12 protein-coding genes and 2 riboswitches are annotated in these 13,533 nt (G+C 65.5%); of the genes, 4 read left to right on the top strand and 8 right to left on the bottom strand.

The genetic code is table 11. The features are described from left to right. Nucleotides 1-15 precede the first annotated feature (15 nt). The 4 genes from OVA12_RS18850 to OVA12_RS18835 all read right to left on the bottom strand — a co-directional run bounded on the left by OVA12_RS18850 (nt 16) and on the right by OVA12_RS18835 (nt 3,150). A complete protein-coding gene (locus OVA12_RS18850; RefSeq protein WP_106755209.1) occupies nt 16-501 on the bottom strand; it encodes an OsmC family protein in 486 nt (161 codons plus the stop codon). A gap of 4 nt (nt 502-505) precedes the next feature. Then, nucleotides 506-877: a glycine cleavage system protein GcvH gene (gene gcvH, locus OVA12_RS18845; protein ID WP_106755210.1), complete on the bottom strand. Its 372-nt coding sequence runs from the start codon at nt 875-877 to the stop codon at nt 506-508. A gap of 42 nt (nt 878-919) precedes the next feature. Continuing rightward, entirely contained in the window at nt 920-2,083 is a 1,164-nt protein-coding gene (gene gcvT, locus OVA12_RS18840; RefSeq protein ID WP_268140031.1) for a glycine cleavage system aminomethyltransferase GcvT, read from the bottom strand. A 58-nt stretch (nt 2,084-2,141) separates the two neighbouring features. After that, a riboswitch (glycine riboswitch) is annotated at nt 2,142-2,256 on the bottom strand. Nucleotides 2,257-2,259: 3 nt separating this feature from the next. Continuing rightward, a riboswitch (glycine riboswitch) is annotated at nt 2,260-2,381 on the bottom strand. Between the two features lie 136 nt (nt 2,382-2,517). Then, nucleotides 2,518-3,150 carry a hypothetical protein gene (locus OVA12_RS18835; protein ID WP_268140029.1) on the bottom strand — a complete coding sequence of 211 codons (633 nt, stop codon included), beginning with the start codon at nt 3,148-3,150 and terminating at the stop codon, nt 2,518-2,520. Nucleotides 3,151-3,327: 177 nt separating this feature from the next. On the opposite strand from OVA12_RS18835, the gene ispH reads away from it, so the two are divergent. The 4 genes from ispH to OVA12_RS18815 are packed head-to-tail and all read left to right on the top strand — an operon-like array spanning nt 3,328 to nt 6,721. After that, entirely contained in the window at nt 3,328-4,329 is a 1,002-nt protein-coding gene (gene ispH / locus OVA12_RS18830) for a 4-hydroxy-3-methylbut-2-enyl diphosphate reductase (RefSeq protein ID WP_268140027.1), read from the top strand. A 6-nt stretch (nt 4,330-4,335) separates the two neighbouring features. Continuing rightward, nucleotides 4,336-5,301 (top strand): homoserine kinase, encoded by a 966-nt coding sequence (locus tag OVA12_RS18825; RefSeq protein ID WP_268140025.1) that lies wholly within the window; start codon nt 4,336-4,338, stop codon nt 5,299-5,301. Continuing rightward, nucleotides 5,298-5,780, top strand: coding sequence for a ribonuclease HI (rnhA, locus tag OVA12_RS18820; protein ID WP_106755203.1), 483 nt, complete (start codon nt 5,298-5,300; stop codon nt 5,778-5,780). The genes OVA12_RS18825 and rnhA overlap by 4 nt, the downstream gene beginning before the upstream one ends. Beyond that, nucleotides 5,777-6,721: a diacylglycerol/lipid kinase family protein gene (locus tag OVA12_RS18815; RefSeq protein WP_268140021.1), complete on the top strand. Its 945-nt coding sequence runs from the start codon at nt 5,777-5,779 to the stop codon at nt 6,719-6,721. Before rnhA ends, OVA12_RS18815 begins: the two co-directional genes overlap by 4 nt. A 247-nt stretch (nt 6,722-6,968) precedes the next feature. Here OVA12_RS18815 and OVA12_RS18810 read toward each other — a convergent pair whose 3' ends face one another. The 4 genes from OVA12_RS18810 to thrC form a co-directional block, all read right to left on the bottom strand. Next, the gene (locus OVA12_RS18810; RefSeq protein ID WP_268140019.1) at nt 6,969-9,845 is read right to left on the bottom strand and encodes an EAL domain-containing protein; all 2,877 of its coding nucleotides are present in this window, start codon (nt 9,843-9,845) and stop codon (nt 6,969-6,971) included. 75 nt (nt 9,846-9,920) lie between these two features. Beyond that, a complete protein-coding gene (locus tag OVA12_RS18805; RefSeq protein WP_268140017.1) occupies nt 9,921-10,544 on the bottom strand; it encodes a GNAT family N-acetyltransferase in 624 nt (207 codons plus the stop codon). Nucleotides 10,545-10,563: 19 nt separating this feature from the next. Continuing rightward, complete coding sequence (locus OVA12_RS18800; RefSeq protein ID WP_268140015.1) at nt 10,564-11,850, bottom strand: M16 family metallopeptidase; 1,287 nt, start codon at nt 11,848-11,850, stop codon at nt 10,564-10,566. 171 nt (nt 11,851-12,021) lie between these two features. Continuing rightward, entirely contained in the window at nt 12,022-13,428 is a 1,407-nt protein-coding gene (thrC, locus tag OVA12_RS18795) for a threonine synthase (RefSeq protein WP_268140013.1), read from the bottom strand. Nucleotides 13,429-13,533 lie beyond the last annotated feature (105 nt).

The raw sequence follows: 13,533 nt of genomic DNA, 5'->3' as shown, positions 1-13,533 counted from the left end.
TGGCTCGGTATTGGCTCAGGGAGCCACGAGGCGCACGGGTTCGGGCGCCACGCTGATTTCGCACTTCACCGAATTGGCGATGAAGCAGACCTCATGCGCCTTGTCGTGCAAATCGGTCAGCCAGGTGGGATCCGGCAGCTCGGCCGCGCGAAGGGTGAGCAACGGGCGCAGGGTCACCTTGGTGATGGCCATGCGGCCGGGAGCGATCCGCTCCATCAGCCCTTCGGCCTGATCCTCGTAGGCATCGATCATGAGGCCTCCGCGACGGGCAAGGTCGAGGAAGGTCAGCATGTGACACGAGGACAGGGCCGCGATGAGCGCCTCCTCCGGGTCGACCGCCGCTGTCACCGAATAGGGCAGCGGCACGACATGGGGTGAGGACGAGGCCGGCACATCCACGCCGCCGTCAAAGCGCCAGAGGTGACCGCGCGAGTACTTGCCCGGCTTGAAGTCACCTTCCATGCGCCAGAAGACGCCAGCCTTGTAGATGTGTCCAGCCATGGGTTTACAGCGTCTCCACGTAGGCCTTGTAGGACGCCTCGTCCATCAGATCCGCCAACTGGCCCTTGTCGGCGATCTTCAGCTTCACGAACCAGGCTCCGCCTTCCGGATCCTCGTTCACATTGGCCGGGCTGTCCACCAGCGCTGCGTTGGTGGCGACGACTTCACCGTCGATCGGGGCATAGACTTCGCTGGCGGCCTTGACCGATTCCACCACGGCGGCCTCGTCGCCCTTCTTCAGGGCCTTGCCGGTGTCCGGCAGCTCGACATAGACGACATCGCCGAGCTGGCTCTGGGCGTAGTCGGTGATGCCGACAGTGGCGGTGTCGCCGTCAACGGCGATCCATTCATGGTCCTTGGAGTAGTAGGTGGTCATGTGGTCAGTCTCCGGAAGTAATGCTGTTCGGATCGGTTGAGGTCACGCCTTGGGGGCGCGGTAATAGCGGTGCGGGACGATGGGCATCTCGACGACGGTCGCCTCGAGGTCCTTGCCACGCACGACAAGCGCGAGCTTCGTGCCGGGGGCCGCATGGGCCGCCGCGACATAGCCCATGGCAACGGGCACGCCAGCCGTCGGACCGAAGCCGCCAGACGTGACGATGCCGACGGTGTCGCCACCTGGGACCTTGATCTCGGCGCCTTCGCGGGCCGGGGCGCGGCCATCGAGCTTCAGGCCGACGCGCTTGCGGGCCGGGCCTTCGGCGAATTCGCGCTGGATGCGGGCAGCACCAGGGAAGCCGCCTTCCTCGCGGCGGCGCTTCTGCAGGATGAAGGTGATGTCGCCTTCGACCGGCGAGGTGGTCTCGTCGAGGTCATGGCCGTAGAGGCACAGACCGGCCTCGAGGCGCAGGCTGTCGCGGGCGCCAAGGCCAATCGGCTTGACGCGCTCGTCCGCCAGAAGCGCCCGGGTGATCGCCTCGGCCTTGTCGGCCGGAACGGACATTTCCACGCCGTCCTCGCCGGTGTAGCCGGAGCGGGAGACGTGGCAGGTGATGCCGTCGAATTCCATCCAGTCGGCGCTCATGAAGGCAAGCTCGGCGGCCTTCGGCGCATGGGCTGCGACGGCTGCAACTGCCTGCGGACCCTGCACCGCGATCAGCGCACGGTCCTCGATCAGCTCAAGACGGACATTGGCCGGCAGAGCGGCGCGGATCAGCGGGTAATCCACGTCCTTGCGCGAGGCATTGACGACGAGGAACAGGCGGCCGTCCTGCGCGTCGGCAACCGGGCGCGTCACCATCAGGTCATCGACGATGCCGCCTTCGGCGTTGAGGAGGACCGTGTAGCGCTGCTTGCCGCGGCCGAGTTCGACCATGTTCGACGGCACCAGGGCTTCCAGAGCGCGGGCGGTCGTTTCGTGATCGGGGCCAATGAGCCAGGCCTGGCCCATGTGCGACACGTCAAACAGACCGGCGGCGGCACGGGTGTGCTGGTGCTCGGTCATGATGCCGGTGGGGTACTGCACGGGCATGTCGTAGCCGGCGAAGGGCACCATGCGGGCGCCAAGCTCGACGTGCAGATCGTAAAGGGGAGTGCGCTTGAGATCCGCCGCGTCAGCGGCGTGAGAATCGGTCGTGCCCATCAAAGGTCCTCGTCGCAAGGGTGCCGGAACGGACCGCAAGCGACCCATCCACCACCCCCTCTGTCCGAGTACCTGAGAGATTTCCCGGCAATCGCGCAGGTCTAGTTCCTGCGCAGCACCGGTTACTCCTTCGGTGAGCACGCGGGCATAAGCCTGCGCACTGCTTTCCAGAGCGTCGAAGCGAAGCGGTCCTTTTGCCTGAGAGTTTCCGGGGCGGTTGCTCCTTCGGCGCTGGCGCCCGCGAGCCCTGCCATGCCTGGCAATGCCCCCTCGTCCAGCCTCTCCCGCTGTCGCTTTTTCAAGGGCAAAACCTGCCCCTCACCGACTCGTCACGACCCGAACCGGCGCGCGGATTGTCTGATTCCGCCCTGCGATTGTCAATACGCGCCGCGTGCATGGTTTCTTTGCCGGAAAACGGCGGCGCAGCGCGGATTTCAGAGGCGCTTGCCGGGCTTCTGGTTGCTTTCATCGAAACCGAAGATCACCCGCTGGCCGGGTTCGGACGAGACCGTGAAGGACTCATCGACCAGCGTCCAGATCTCGGCCGGCGCGCCGGAGCCGACGGTGACCGGGATGGAGAACAGTTCGCTGCGCAGCGGCTTGTCGTCCGAGCTGCCGCTGATCAGCGAAACGCGCAAGGGCAGCACGATCTCGCCGCCCGGCCACACCGGTCCCGGCGTGACACGGCCGGACAGGCCGATCTTGACCTGGACCTGATCGCCAACGCGGATGCACTCGCGGGCCCAGTTCTCGACGCTGGCCTGGTAGAGCAGATGGCGCGGATCGTCCTGCTTGCCCTTCTCGTATTTCATGATCAGGAACGTCTCGGACCGAAGTTCGAGACGCGGGCAGTTGGGCTGCTGCTCGAAGGTGCGCGGGTCGACCTTGATCGGACCCTGGCCGGTGGTGACGATGCTGGTGACGACACTGCCCGTTCCCGAGGACGGCGTGGACGAACTCGTGTCGTCCCCTGTCAGACCGCACCCGGCCACCAATGCGGCCAGAACGAGGGCAAGCGCCGTACGGGAAAAGGACTTACGGACGGCAGGGCACTTGGCGTTCAGCATGCGATTGTCCACTCGTTCACGAAGAAATCGACCCGTGTCTATATCAGGTCACCTGATGCTTGGCGAGGCCGGGAGCCGCATCAGCGGCCTTTGGCGTTGATCAGGAAAGGCATTTCACTTGACAGGCACGGGGGGCAACCCTCTATTGCGCCCATGAGCCATGCTCAAGGATCCGACATGACCGAGCCAGCGGGAGCCCTTCCGGCTCTGGCAGTAAAACTGTGTGCGCCGCGCGGCTTTTGCGCGGGCGTTGATCGCGCCATCCAGATCGTCGAACTGGCCCTTGCCCGGTTCGGACGTCCGGTCTACGTGCGCCACGAAATCGTGCACAATCGTTTTGTCGTTGACGGGCTGAAGGCCAAGGGCGCCGTGTTCGTCGAGGAGCTGGACGAGATCCCGGTTGAGGACCGCGAACGCCCGGTGATCTTTTCCGCCCATGGTGTGCCCAAGTCCGTGCCGGAAGACGCGCGCGGGCGCAACATGTTCTACCTTGATGCCACCTGCCCGCTCGTTTCCAAGGTGCACAAGGAAGCCGAGATCCATTTCCGCCGCGACCGGGAGATCCTGCTGATCGGCCACGCCGGCCATCCGGAAGTGATCGGCACCATGGGCCAGCTGCCTGCCGGAACCGTGTCGCTGATCGAGACCGAAGACGACGCGCGCAACTATCAGCCGCGCACCGGTCTGCAGCTTGCCTTCATCACCCAGACCACCCTGTCCGTTGACGACACCAAGGGCATCGTCGAGGTGCTGAAAGAGCGCTTCCCCGATATCGTCGCCCCGCACAAGGAAGACATCTGCTACGCCACCACCAACCGCCAGGATGCGGTGAAGGTGGTCGCGCCGCAGGTGGATGCCATGATCGTCGTTGGTGCCCCCAACTCGTCTAACTCGCAGCGGCTGCGGGAAGTGGCCGAGCGGGCCGGCTGCGCCACGGCGGTGCTGGTGCAGCGCGCCTGCGAGCTGAACTGGGACGACTTTGCCGGCATCACCAGCCTCGGTCTGACCGCAGGTGCATCGGCACCGGAAACCCTGGTCGAGGAAATCATCGCCGCCTTTGCCGAGCGCTTCACCGTTTCGGTGGAAGAAGTCCGGACCGCGGAAGAAACCATCGCCTTCAACCTGCCGCGCGAGCTTCGCCCCATGGCGGACGCCCCCAGCGCCAGCGCCGCCGAGTAGCCCGACATGGCCGTCTATACCGAAGTTGCCGACGAAGACCTTGCCGCCTTTGTCGCCCGATACGGCATTGGCCGTCTCCTCTCGTTCAAGGGCATTGCCGAGGGCGTGGAGAATTCCAATTTCCTCGTCCACACCGAGGCCGGGCACTTCATCCTGACGCTCTATGAGAAGCGCGTGAACCCGGATGACCTGCCGTTCTTCATCGGCCTCATGCAGCATCTGGCGATGAAGGACATCAACTGCCCGCAGCCGCTGGAAACCGAGGATGGCGCCATGCTCGGCACACTGGCCGGGCGCCCGGCCGCCATGGTGACCTTCCTTGATGGCATGTGGGTGCGCCGGCCAAGGCTGGAACATTGCGCAGCGCTCGGCGAGGCTCTGGCGCAGCTGCATCTTGCCGGCAGCGACTTTGCCATGACGCGCAAGAACGCGCTGGACGTGACCGGCTGGCGGCCGCTTTACGAGGGCTGCGAAGCCCAGGCTGATACGGTGTCGCCCGGCCTTGCACAGGAACTTGCCGACGAACTGACGTTCCTGGAGGGCAACTGGCCGAAGGGGCTTCCGTCTGGCGTCATTCACGCCGACCTGTTCCCCGACAACGTGTTCTTCCTCGGCAACGAGCTGTCGGGCCTGATCGACTTCTATTTCGCCTGCACCGACGCCTTTGCCTATGACGTGGTCATCTGCATGAACGCCTGGTGCTTCGAGGCCGACGGCTCGTTCAACGTGACCAAGGCGCGGGCGCTGCTCAATGCCTATCGCAAGGTCCGGCCCTTCACGGAAGCCGAGTTTGCAGCGCTTCCGGTGCTCGCGCGCGGCGCGGCCCTGCGCTTCCTGCTGACCCGCCTGTACGACTGGCTGCGCGTGCCCCCCGGTGCGCTGGTGACGCCCAAGGATCCGATGGAATATCTCAAGAAGCTCCGCTTCCACCGCAGCGCCCGGTCTGGCCGCGACTATGGTCTGAGCGCATGAGCGAGAGCGATGGCGAGCGCGTGGTGATCTATACGGACGGTGCCTGTTCGGGGAATCCCGGGCCGGGTGGATGGGGCGCGATCCTGCGCTTCGGCCCGCATGAGCGCGAGCTGAATGGCGGGGCCGCCGACACCACCAACAACCGCATGGAGCTGATGGCCGCGATCGAGGCGCTGAATGCCTTGAAACGCGCCTGTACTGTCGATCTCTACACCGACAGCGTCTATGTGCGCGATGGCATCACCAAGTGGCTGTTCAACTGGAAGCGCAACAACTGGCGCACAGCGGACAAGAAGCCGGTGAAGAACGCCGAGCTGTGGCAGGCGCTGGATGAGGCGCAGCGCCGGCACCAGATTTCCTGGCACTGGGTCAAGGGCCACGCCGGCCATCCGGAAAACGAGCGCGCCGATGAACTCGCCCGGCTCGGCATGAAGCCGTACCAGCGGGGCCGTGGAGGCGCGGCGGAGACCGGCGCATGATGGCCCTGCGTAAAGCCGATCCGCAGCCGGACACGGTCAGCCCGTCGCAGACGGACATGACGGCAGATGCGGCCCGGACGGTGCTGATCCTGGCCAATCCGACCTCCGGCAGCTATCGCCCTGCCCGCCTCGAGGCGATCTGCAAGGGGCTGACCAACAGCGGCTATGCAGTCACGCTGCACCTGACCAAGCGCGCCGGTGAGATCGGCGAGATCGCCGCCAACCCCGGCCTTGCCACCGGCATTCTTGCAGTCGCAGGCGGCGACGGTTCGGTCAATGAGGCGATCACCGGTTTTCAGCACAACGCCAATCCCCCTGCCCTGGCCGTGATCCCGTCCGGGACGGCGAATGTGCTTGCCGCCGAGCTTGACCTGCCGCGCAAGGCGGATGCCATTGCGGCCATGATCGCCCGCCGCCGGACCAAACCGCTGTATTATGGCCTCGCCAACGGCCGGCCCTTCGTGCTGATGGCCTCGGCCGGTTTCGACGCGGAAGTGGTGCATGCCGTGCCGCTGTCGCTGAAGCGACGGCTGGGCAAGCTCGCCTACGGCATGATCGGGGTGGAAGTCGCGTTGTCGCGCAAGGGGGAGGATCTCATCGTCGAGGCGGACGGGGAACTCATGACTTGCCGGCTCGCCATTGCCACCAAGAGCCGCTGCTATGGCGGCCCCTTCGTCGTGTGCCGTGAGGCGTCGGTGACCGAGCCCGGGCTGCATCTGGTGACGCTTGCTGAGGACAACGCGCTCTCGGCGCTGCGCTACGGGCTGGCGCTGATGATGGGACGGCTCGACAGGGCTCGCGGCGTCAAGGTCTTCAGTGCGGAGCGCATCAGCATCACCGCAGCCCGGCGCGTGCCGGCACAGGTGGACGGCGACCCGTTCGGCGTCACGCCGCTGACCATCGAGCCGGCCCCGCTGCCGGTCTCCATCATCGTTCCCTGAGCCCGGCGGCAAGCCAGTTGGCATGGCATCGCGCTAGCGGTGCAGATACCGGATAATCCCCAACACGGTCGTCATCCCCGCCTTGTGCGGGGATCTAATCGCAAATGCCAGCGCGTTCGGGCGTCATTAGAGCGCTGCGGAATGGATCCCCGCACAAGGCGGGGATGACGGCAGAGGATCTGTGCGCCGCCCGACGTCATGGCTGGGCTGGTTGAGCCGGTACTTCACGCTTGCGTGGCTCAAAGTCTCACGCCGGCAAGGCGTCATAGGCCTTGCGGATGTAGGCGGTTGCTTCCTCGGCGGTCATTGCTTCGCCGAAGAAATAACCCTGCGCGTATTCGCAGCCGAGCTGCAGCAGTTCCAGCGCATCGGACTCGCCCTCAGCGCCCTCCGCCACCACGGCCATGCCGAGGTCGTGGCCAAGGGCAACGATGGAGCGCAGGATGACCGGGCGGGCCGCACGGCCATTGGGGCGCACGAAGGACTGGTCGATCTTGATCGTATCGAACGGGAAGCGCTGGAGATAGCTCAGCGACGAATAGCCGGTGCCGAAGTCGTCCAGCGACAGGCCGGCCCCGAGCGCCCGCAGGCGCTCCAGCACCTTGGCCGAATACTCCGGATTGGCCATGACGATGGATTCGGTCAGTTCCAGCTTCAGGGTGCCCGGCGCGATGCGGCTGCGTGACAGGATCGCCTTCACCTCGTTGATGAGGTCATGGCGCAGCAGCTGGCGGGACGAGATGTTGACCGAGACAAACAGCGGCACAGGTGTGCGGATCTTGTCCTGCCACTCGGCCAGTTGCTTTGCGCCCTTGGTCAGGACATAGAGCCCCAGCTCGTTGATCAGGCCGGACTGCTCGGCAATCGGGATAAACTCGCTGGGCGCGATCTGGCCGCGCTTGGGATGCTTCCAGCGCGACAGGACCTCGAAGCCGGCCACCGACTGGTCCGACAGGCGCACGATGGGCTGGAAATAGACGCCGAGCTCGCCGTCCTTTATTGCCTTGCGCAGGTCGCCTTCCAGGTCGATCACGTTGCGTCCAAGCGGACGCAGGATCGGACGGAACACTTCCTGACGGTCACCGCCAAGGCGCTTGGCGTGGTTCAGCGCGATCTCGGCATCGGTCACCAGTTCTTCCGAGGTCTGTTTGCCGCCGTCATGCAACGCAAAACCGATGGAACAGGTGAGGAAGACCTCGCGGTCGCCATAGGTGATCGGCGCGCGCACGGCCTTGCGCAAGGCGTCCGCCACCTGGGCAATGCGGTCGGCTTCCTGCTCCGACAGGAGGATCAGGCCGTACTGGTCGCCGTTGAGGCGGGCGAGTGAATCCTGCGGCTGGATCAGGCGGTCGAGCCGGCGGGCAATGGTCAGCAGGATGGAATCGCCTGCCGACAGGCCAATGCCGTCGTTGATCTGCTTGAACCGGTCGAGATTGAGGATCAGCACCGAAGGCTTGATCGCGCCATCGGCGCGCGCGCGGGCCAGCGCCGCATTGAGCCGGTCCATGAACAGCTCGCGGTTGGCGAGGCCGGTCAGGTTGTCATGCACGGCGTCATGCAGCAGGCGTTCTTCGGCAGTTTTCTGCTCGGTGATGTCGAGCAGCGTGCCGACGCAGCGGATGACTTCCGCATCCGATCCCAGGATCGGACGGGCGCGCAGGCGGAACCAGCGGAAATGGCCATCTTCGGAACGCAGACGGAAATCCTGCTGCACCTTGCCGCGGCGCTGGTCGATGACCGCGTCCAGCGTGGCGCGGAAGCGGTCTCGGTCCTGCGGGTGCAGGACGTCAAGCCAGTCGCGCGCGGGACCATCGAGGGTGCCATGGCGCAGGCCGAGCAGATCCTCGACTTCATGGCCGGTGAAGATCCGGTCGCGGTCGATATCCCAGTCCCAGATGATGTCGCCGGCACCTGTGAGCGCAAGCGCCCGCCGCTCCACGTCGGAAATCAGACCTTGCACGATGGCGCCGCCGGCAAAGGCATGCTGCATCACCGTGAAGCCGATCAGAAGCACGACCAGCACCAGACCACCGCCAAGAGCCGGCTGGACGATGTCGTTGGCGATGATGCCGGTGACCGTCATGCCGGAACCGACAAGCCAGATAATCAGCAGGAACCAGGTCGGTATCAGCATGATCGCGCGGTCATAGCCCTGCAGCGCCAGGACAAGCACCGTGGCAAAGCCGATGATGCCGATCATGCCGAGCGCCAGGCGGGCAATGCCGGCGGCGATCGAGGGATCCCAGACGGCAACACCCAGCAGGCCAAGCAGCAGCGTCAGCGTGCCAAGCGCCAGATGCGAATAGCGGATGTGCCAGCGGTTCAGGTTCAGATAGGCGTAGAGGAAGATGATCAGGCTGGCTGCCAGCATCACTTCCGCCGAGGCGCGGTAGAGCTGGTCCTCGCCCTGGGTCAGGTTGAACACCCGGCTCCAGAAGCCGAAGTCGATGCACAGATAGGCCAGAACCGCCCAGGCGAGCGCCGCGGTTGCGGGGAACATCACGGTTCCCTTGACCACGAAGAGAATGGTCAGGAACAGCGCCAGCAGGCCGGAGATGCCCAGAATAATGCCGCGGTAGAGCGTGTAGGCGTTGACCGTTTCCTTGTAGGCATCGGGTTCCCACAGGCGGATCTGCGGCAGTTCCGGTGTCGTCAATTCGACGACAAAGGTCACGATGGCGCCAGGGTCGAGGGTGACCAGGAACACGTCCGCCTCAAGGCTCTTCTGCCGTTCCGGTGCGATGCCCTGGCTGGGGGTGATCGAGGCAACACGCGACTTGCCGAGATCCGGCCAGAACATGCGCGAGCCGACGAGCTGATAGAACGGGGCGACGATGAGGCGGTCGACCTGCTCGTCCGAGGTGTTGGTCAGGGCGAAGACTGCCCAGTCGCTGTTGATGCCGTCGCGCGAGACCACCTCGATGCGGCGGACGATGCCGTCCTGCCCGGGAGCGGTCGACACCTGCAGGCGCGGACCGGCGCCCGGATACATGTCGATGGCCTTGGTCAGTTCCAGCGCTTCGACGTCAAGCGGCACCGGAATCGGCTCAAGCGCATGGGCACGCCCGGCAACGAGGAGCGCAAGCACGAGCACAAGAAACACGGCGGCACGGCGGAGCAGCATGCTCGCCGACCCAAAAACAAAGCCAAGCATGGCCCGAAGAACTACCGGGTTGCCTGCCATGTCACAAGGGGTCTTTCATGACGCTGCGGTCCATTGTGGGGAGAACGCCCCGGAGACCAGCGGATCATCGGCGAGGCGGGCGAACAGCAGGTGATCCTGCCAGGCGCCATTGATGTGCAGATAGCGGCGTGCGTAGCCCTCCTGAACGAAGCCGCTCCGCTGCAGGATGCGGATCGACGGCGCGTTCGATGGCAGGCAGGCGGCTTCGATCCGGTGCAGCTGCAGAACATCGAAACAGAATGGCATGATCAAGGCGACAGCCCGGCGCATGTGGCCTTTTCCTGCGTGCGGTTCGCCCATCCAGTAGCCCAGCGAACAGGCCTGCGACACGCCGCGGCGGATGTTGGACAGGGTCGCGCCGCCCAGCAGCTGGTCGCCGCCGGCAGAAAACAGGAAAAAGGGGTAGCTGCGCCCTTCCCGCCGCTCGGCAGCGTAGCGTCGCAAGCGGCGGCGGAAGGCCGAGCGGGTCAGGTCATCCGCAGGCCAGACCGGCTCCCAGGGGGTCAGGAACCCCCGGCTCAGTTCACGCAGCTCCGCCCATTGCCGGTAGTCCGCCATCACGGGCGGCCGCAGATAAACCGTTTCGCCCTGCAGCAACGGCTCGGCTTCCGATACTCCGAAGGAGCGAAGCAGGGCCATGGTGCGCGCTCCGCAGAAGTCAGGCCGAAGCGAGATGGCGAACAGGCTTGCCCAGCCGCTCCGCCACCTGGTCAAGCGACAGCATCGAGCCGACCGGCCCGAGGCCCGTCAGCGTTGGCGCCGAATTGACGAACGTGGTGATCGCCACCTCACGCACGCTTTCGGCCGTGACGGCGTCGATGCGTGCCGTGATCTCCTCCAGCGTCAGCGTGCGGCCATGGATCAGCATCTGCCGGGCGATCTGGCCGGCACGGGCTGCGGGGCTTTCCAGAGCCATCATCAGACCGGCCCGGATCTGCGCCCTGGCGCGGGCCACCTCTGCCTCGGAAATATCGGAGCAGGCGCGCTCCAGTTCGCCGACAAGCACCGGCATCAGTTCGGCGATGTCCGCTTCGCCCGTTGCGGCATGCACGCCGAACAGACCAGTGTCGTGGAACGCCCAGTGGAAGGCATAGATGGCATAGCAGAGGCCGCGGCTTTCCCGCACTTCCTGGAACAGACGCGAGGACATGCCGCCACCCAGGACCGACGCCAGGATCTGCGCGGCGTAATAGTCCTTGGACTTGTAGGGCTGGCCCTTGAAGCCGATGAGGATCTGCGCCTCCATCAGGTCCTTCACGACCCGGCCCTCGCCGCCGTGATAGACGGCCTGCTCGACCTCGCGCGCCGGCGCGGAGCTCAGGCCGCCGAACTGGTCACTGGCGCGGCGCACCAGATCGTCGTGATCGACGGCACCGGCGGCGGCCAGCACCATCTCCGGTCCGCGATACCGCTCGGCCAGATAGGCCTCCAGCGCTTCGCGGGAGAAACTGGTGACGCTTTCCGGCGTGCCAAGGATCGCGCGCCCGATCGGCTGCGACGGCCAGGCAGTAGACTGGAACAGGTCGAAGGCCTGATCGTCGGGGCTGTCCTGCGCCGCGCCGATCTCCTGCAGGATGACGTGCTGTTCGCGCGTCAGCTCCTCGGGATCGAACACGGAATTCTGCAGGATATCCGCCAGAAGATCGACCGCCAGCGGCACGTCCTCAGCCAGAACTCGGGCGTAGTAGTTGGTGTGCTCGACGCTGGTGGCGGCATTCAGCTCACCACCGACCGCCTCGATCTCCTCGGCGATGGACCGCGCGGTGCGGGTCTTGGTGCCCTTGAAGGCCATATGCTCGAGCAGGTGGGTAATGCCGTTCTGCTCGGCCGTTTCGGCGCGCGAGCCGGTGCGCACCCAGACGCCAAGCGCGGCACTGCGCAGGTGCGGCATGCGGTCCGTAATGACAGTCAGGCCATTGTCGAGCCGGGTAATCTGTACATCCATGCGCGTCCTCCCGGCGAGGCACGGCGGGCGCGGCTGGCAGCGTCTCGCAACCAGCCCTTCCCCCGTTCTCGTCTTCTCGTTCTCGCCGCCGCACCCTGCCGCCGAAGCCGGCTTGGGCGGCCATTTGGCCAGGGTCGTCAGCGCGTGAAGTCCAGCGCCGACGGCCTGTCGTCAGGCGAGGCTCTTCACCGCGCGGGCGTTGGCCTCGATATGCTTTTCCAGTTCCGCCAGATCCGCCGGCAGGATGGTCTGCCGCTCGGGCGCGCTCATCATCGGCTTCAGCATGTCCGGCAGGTCCGGGTGGATGCCGGACGCAGCTTCGACGGCGACCGGGAACTTCGCCGGATGGGCCGTTCCCAGCACCACCATCGGCACGCCCGGCTCGTCGAATTCGCGCGCCACATGCGCGCCAATGGCCGTGTGCGGGTCGAGCAGGTAGCCCGTGTCGCGCAGCGTGCCGGCGATGGTCGCGGCCGTTTCCGCCTCGTTGCAGCGCCCGCCGGAGAAGGTCTTCAGGATCTCGGCCAGCGGTCCCGGCGCGATGGAGAAGCTGCCGGACTGGCCCAGCGAGGCCATCATGGCACGCACGGCCGCACCGTCGCGGCCATGGACTTCCGCCAGAAGCCGCTCGAAGTTCGACGAGACCTGAATGTCCATCGACGGAGAGATCGTCGCATTGACGCCGCGGGTCTCGTAGCGCCCGGTTTCCAGCGTGCGCACCAGAATGTCGTTGACGTTGGTGGCAATGACCAGCCGGCCGACCGGAAGGCCCATGCGCATCGCGGCATAGGCGGCAAAGATGTCGCCGAAGTTGCCGGTGGGCACCGTGAAGGAGACCGGCCGGTGCGGCCCGCCGAGCGCAGCGGCAGCGACGAAATAGTACACGATCTGCGCCAGGATGCGGGCCCAGTTGATCGAGTTGACACCCGACAGGCCAACCCGGTCGCGGAAGGCGAAATGGTTGAACATGCCCTTCACCAGCGCCTGGCAATCATCAAAGTTGCCCTTGATCGCCAGCGCGTGGACGTTGGCTTCGGTCGGCGTGGTCATCTGGCGGCGCTGGACGTCGGAGACGCGGCCCTCAGGGAACAGGATGAAGACATCGGTCCGCTCACGCCCGCGGAAGGCCTCGATTGCCGCGCCGCCGGTGTCGCCGGAGGTTGCGCCAACGATGGTGGCGCGCTGGCCACGCTCGGTGAGGACATGGTCCATCAACCGGCCAAGCAGCTGCATCGCCACATCCTTGAACGCAAGGGTCGGACCGTGGAACAGCTCCAGCACAAAGCGGTTCGGCGCGATCTGAATCAGCGGTGTCACGGCGCTGTGACGGAAACCGGCATATGCTTCGTCGATCATCCGCTTCAGATCGGCTTCCTTGATGGACGTGCCGACGAAGGGGCGGATCACGGCAAGGGCGACATCGGCATAGGGCTTGCCGGCGAACCCGGCGATCGTCGCGGCGTCGAAGGTCGGCCAGGTCTCCGGCAGATACAGGCCACCGTCACGGGCCAGGCCCTGCAGGAGAACGTCCTGGAATTCGAGGACGGGTGCTTCGCCACGCGTACTGATGTATTTCACCGGGCCGGATCCCTTGTCGTCTGACTTTACATATCCCTGCCCTGCGCACCGTCAGCTGGGCGGGAAGAGACATTATTGCCTGCTTGCGACCCTTAAAATAGATCG

This window comes from Pannonibacter sp. SL95 (genome assembly GCF_026672425.1).
GTDB lineage: Bacteria > Pseudomonadota > Alphaproteobacteria > Rhizobiales > Stappiaceae > Pannonibacter.
Note: the sequence above shows the minus strand (reverse complement) of the source record. Positions and strands in the feature narration are given on the sequence as shown.